Source organism: Streptomyces sp. BR123 (assembly GCF_013401435.1).
Taxonomy (GTDB): domain Bacteria; phylum Actinomycetota; class Actinomycetes; order Streptomycetales; family Streptomycetaceae; genus Streptomyces.
Genome location: NZ_JACBGN010000444.1, coordinates 1 through 4,073, shown reverse-complemented (window position 1 = coordinate 4,073; position 4,073 = coordinate 1). Strand labels below are relative to the sequence as shown.

The following is a 4,073-nucleotide window of genomic DNA, read 5'->3' as shown; positions in this document are numbered from 1 at the left end:
AGCCGGGTGGGGTCAGGTGGTTTTGCCGCGGCGGGGGATTTTCGAGCCCAGCCAGACCAGTGGGTCGTACTTGCGGTCCACCACGCGTTCCTTCAGCGGGATCAGGGCGTTGTCGGTGATGCGGATGCCCTCCGGGCAGACCTCCGTGCAGCACTTGGTGATGTTGCAGTAGCCGAGGCCGTGTTCCTCCTGGGCGGTGCGTTTGCGGTCCAGGCCTGCCTGCTGGGCGGCGTCGAGGGGGTGCATGTCCAGTTCCGCCACGCGCATGAGGAAGCGCGGGCCGGCGAAGGCCGGTTTGTTCTCCTCGTGGTCACGCACTACGTGGCAGGTGTCCTGGCAGAGGAAGCACTCGATGCACTTGCGGAACTCCTGTGAGCGGTCCACGTCCACTTGGTGCATGCGGTACGCGCCTGCCGGCACGTCCTTCGGCGGTACGAAAGCCGGGACCTCGCGGGCTTTCGTGTAGTTGAAGGACACGTCCGTGACCAGGTCGCGGATCACCGGGAAGGCGCGCAGGGGGGTGATGGTGATCGTTTCGGACGGGGTGAAGACCGACATGCGGGTCATGCACAGGAGGCGGGGGCGGCCGTTGATCTCCGCGCTGCAGGAACCGCATTTGCCGGCCTTGCAGTTCCAGCGGACCGCGAGGTCCGGGGCCTGGGTCGCCTGGAGGCGGTGGACGATGTCCAGGACGACCTCGCCGTCGTGCACCTCGACGGTGAAGTCGCGCAGGTCCCCGCCGTCGGAGTCGCCCCGCCAGATCCGGAACCGGGCGTCGTATGTGCTCACTCGTAGAGCTCCTCTTCGGCGAGGTACTTGACCAGCTCTTCCTTTTCGAAGAGCGCCAGCAGGTCGGGGCGGATGGGCTCGGTGCGGACCCGCTGGAGGAAGATCCGGTCGGCGGCCGGGTCTGCGGGAGCGGGTTCCACCGGGCGGCACAGGAGGTTCACCGGGCGCCAGGACCGGTCCATGGAGGGGCAGTCCTCGCGGGTGTGGCCGCCTCGGCTTTCGGTGCGCTCCAGGGCGGCGCGGGCCACGCATTCGCTGACCAGCAGCATGTTCCGCAGGTCCAGGGCGAGGTGCCAGCCCGGGTTGAACTGGCGGTGCCCCTCGACGCCGGCGCGGGCCGCCCGTCGGCGGAGGGAGGCCAGCTTGCGGAGGGCCTCGGCCATTTCGGCCTCGCGGCGGATGATGCCGACGAGGTCGTTCATGGTCGTCTGGAGCTCTTGGTGGAGGGTGTACGGGTTCTCCGCGCCGTCGGCGGCGTGGAAGGGGGCCAGGGCCTCGGCGGCCGCGGCGTCGATCTGGTGTTGCGTCACCTCGGGACGGCTGGCGGGGGCTGCTGCGTATGCGGCTGCGTGGAAGCCGGCGCGGCGTCCGAACACCAGGAGGTCGGAGAGCGAGTTTCCGCCGAGGCGGTTCGAGCCGTGCATGCCGCCCGCGACCTCGCCCGCCGCGAAGAGGCCGGGGACGCCCTGTGCGGCGGCGGTGTCGGAGTCGACCGCGATGCCGCCCATCACGTAGTGGCAGGTGGGGCCGACCTCCATCGGCTCGGCGGTGATGTCCACGTCGGCCAGTTCCTTGAACTGGTGGTACATCGAGGGCAGGCGGCGCTTGATCGTCTCGGCCGGCATCCGGGTGGAGACGTCGAGGAAGACGCCGCCGTGCGGCGAACCGCGGCCCGCCTTGACCTCGGCGTTGATGGCGCGGGCCACCTCGTCGCGGGGGAGCAGCTCGGGCGGTCGGCGGTTGTTGTCCGGGTCCTCGTACCAGCGGTCGCCCTCTTCTTGCGTCTCGGCGTACTTCTCCTTGAAGACGTCGGGGACGTAGTCGAACATGAACCGCTTGCCGTCGCTGTTGCGCAGTACGCCGCCGTCACCGCGGACGGACTCGGTGACGAGGATGCCCTTGACGGAGGGCGGCCAGACCATCCCGGTGGGGTGGAACTGCACGAACTCCATGTTCAGCAGGGGTGCGCCGGCGAGGAGCGCCAGGGCGTGGCCGTCGCCGGTGTACTCCCAGGAGTTGGAGGTGGTCTTGAAGGACTTGCCGATGCCGCCGGTGGCGAGGACCACGGCGGGGGCCTCCAGGACGAAGAAGCGGCCGGACTCGCGTTCGTAGCAGAAGGTGCCGCAGACGCGGTCGCCGTCCTTGAGGACGCGGGTGGCCGTGCACTCCTGGAAGACCTTCAGGCGGGACTCGTGGTCGCCGGTCTCCTTGAAGTCCTGTTGTTGGAGGGCGACGATCTTTTGTTGGAGGGTGCGGATCAATTCGAGGCCCGTGCGGTCGCCCACGTGGGCGAGGCGGGGGTACTCGTGGCCGCCGAAGTTGCGCTGGGAGATCCTCCCGTCGGGGGTGCGGTCGAAGAGGGCGCCCCAGGTCTCCAGCTCCCAGACGCGGTCGGGCGCCTCCCGGGCGTGCAGTTCCGCCATGCGCCACTGGTTGAGGAACTTGCCGCCGCGCATGGTGTCGCGGAAGTGGACCTGCCAGTTGTCGTGCTCGTTGACGTTGCCCATGGAGGCGGCGATGCCGCCCTCCGCCATGACCGTGTGGGCCTTGCCGAAGAGGGACTTGCAGATCACGGCCGTACGGGCGCCGCGCTCGCGGGCCTCGATGGCGGCCCGCAGCCCGGCGCCGCCCGCACCGACCACGACCACGTCCCACTGCTGCCGGTCGACTTCAGCCATGTCAGAAGATCCTCGGGTCGGTGAACGCGCCGGTGGCGAGCAGGTACACGTACAGGTCGCACGCGGCGACGCTGATCAGGGAAGCCCAGGCCAGCTGCATGTGGCGGCCGTTGAGGCGGCTGATCCAGCCCCACAGCCGGTAGCGGACGGGGTGCCGGGAGAAGTGCTTGAGGCGGCCGCCCATGATGTGCCGGCAGGAGTGGCACGACAGGGTGTAGCCCCAGATCAGCACGATGTTGAGGACGAAAAGGAGGGTTCCGAGGCCCATGTGGCCCCACTCGTACCGGTCGTTGCGGAAGGTCAGCACGGTGTCGTACGTGAGGATGGCCGCGACCGGCAGGGCCGTGTAGAAGAAGTACCGGTGCGCGTTCTGCAGGATCAGCGGGAGGCGGCTCTCGCCGGTGTACGCGGTGTGCGGCTCGGCGACGGCGCAGGCGGGCGGCGAGGCCCAGAAGCTGCGGTAGTACGCCTTGCGGTAGTAGTAGCAGGTCAGGCGGAAGCCGAGCGGGAAGACGAGGATCAGCAGGGCGGGGGAGAGGCCCCACCAGCTGCCGACGAGGTCGAGGTTGGGGCCGGCGCGCATCTCCTCGCAGTTCTCCGCCAGGCAGGGCGAGTAGAACGGGGAGACGTACGGGGCCGCGTAGTAGTCGGCGTTCGCGAAGGCCCGCCAGGTGGAGTAGACGACGAAGGCGAGCAGCCCGGCCGCGGTGCCGGCGGGGGCCAGCCACCACCGGTCGGTGCGCAGGTGGCGGGCCGGGATCGCGGCCCGGGAGGCTTCGTGGACGCCGGTGAGGTGCCGGGGTGGTTCGGTGCCTGTGGCCAAAGGTGACTCCGGGAGGGTCAGGGGTGGCCCAGGAGACCCAGCCGCCGCGCGGGTGCGGGGCTGGGTCCGATGGGGTGGGTGACGGGGTTCGACTGCTGGGATCAGGGTGCCCGGCGATCGCGGGCGCCGAGTCCCTCGTCGTCGCTGTCCGTCCACAGTGCGCTGTCGTACGGGGCGTCCGGGATGGTCACCATCCGGGACGAGTCCGGGGCCGCCGGCCGGCCGCCCTCCGCTTTCTGCCGCGAGGCCTGCTTCTCCAACTGCTCGACCTTGCGGGTGAGCTCGTCCAGGTTGCGCCGTACGGCGTTCAAATCGTCCTGCAGGGACATGACTTGCCCTCACTTCCGCAGGTTGCGGTGGCAACGCTCATGTGCGCCTGCGAGTGTCGCGCCTCCCGTCCCCGGTTGTGAAGGGACGTGCAGCGAATCCGGGCGCGCAGGCGCGATCTGTGCGCCCCTCCCTGCGTCCATTCTCATCCCTCTCGCGAGCGAACGCGCGTCCCGGCCGCAACCGGGATTGGTCCGTACGGGTGGGCTTCCCGGCGTGGCGGGGGGCGGCTGCGG

At 69.9% G+C, this 4,073-nt stretch carries 4 protein-coding genes; all 4 read right to left on the bottom strand.

Annotation, left to right across the window (positions count from 1 at the left end; genetic code table 11):
• Nucleotides 1-12: 12 nt before the first annotated feature.
• Entirely contained in the window at nucleotides 13-789 is a 777-nt protein-coding gene (locus tag HYE82_RS34640; RefSeq protein WP_179178193.1) for a succinate dehydrogenase/fumarate reductase iron-sulfur subunit, read from the bottom strand.
• The gene (locus HYE82_RS34635) at nucleotides 786-2,687 is read right to left on the bottom strand and encodes a fumarate reductase/succinate dehydrogenase flavoprotein subunit (RefSeq protein ID WP_179178192.1); all 1,902 of its coding nucleotides are present in this window, start codon (nucleotides 2,685-2,687) and stop codon (nucleotides 786-788) included. Before HYE82_RS34635 ends, HYE82_RS34640 begins: the two co-directional genes overlap by 4 nt.
• Before the next feature lies 1 nt (nucleotide 2,688).
• The gene (locus HYE82_RS34630; RefSeq protein ID WP_179178191.1) at nucleotides 2,689-3,510 is read right to left on the bottom strand and encodes a hypothetical protein; all 822 of its coding nucleotides are present in this window, start codon (nucleotides 3,508-3,510) and stop codon (nucleotides 2,689-2,691) included.
• Between the two features lie 101 nt (nucleotides 3,511-3,611).
• The gene (locus tag HYE82_RS34625; RefSeq protein WP_179178190.1) at nucleotides 3,612-3,839 is read right to left on the bottom strand and encodes a hypothetical protein; all 228 of its coding nucleotides are present in this window, start codon (nucleotides 3,837-3,839) and stop codon (nucleotides 3,612-3,614) included.
• Nucleotides 3,840-4,073 lie beyond the last annotated feature (234 nt).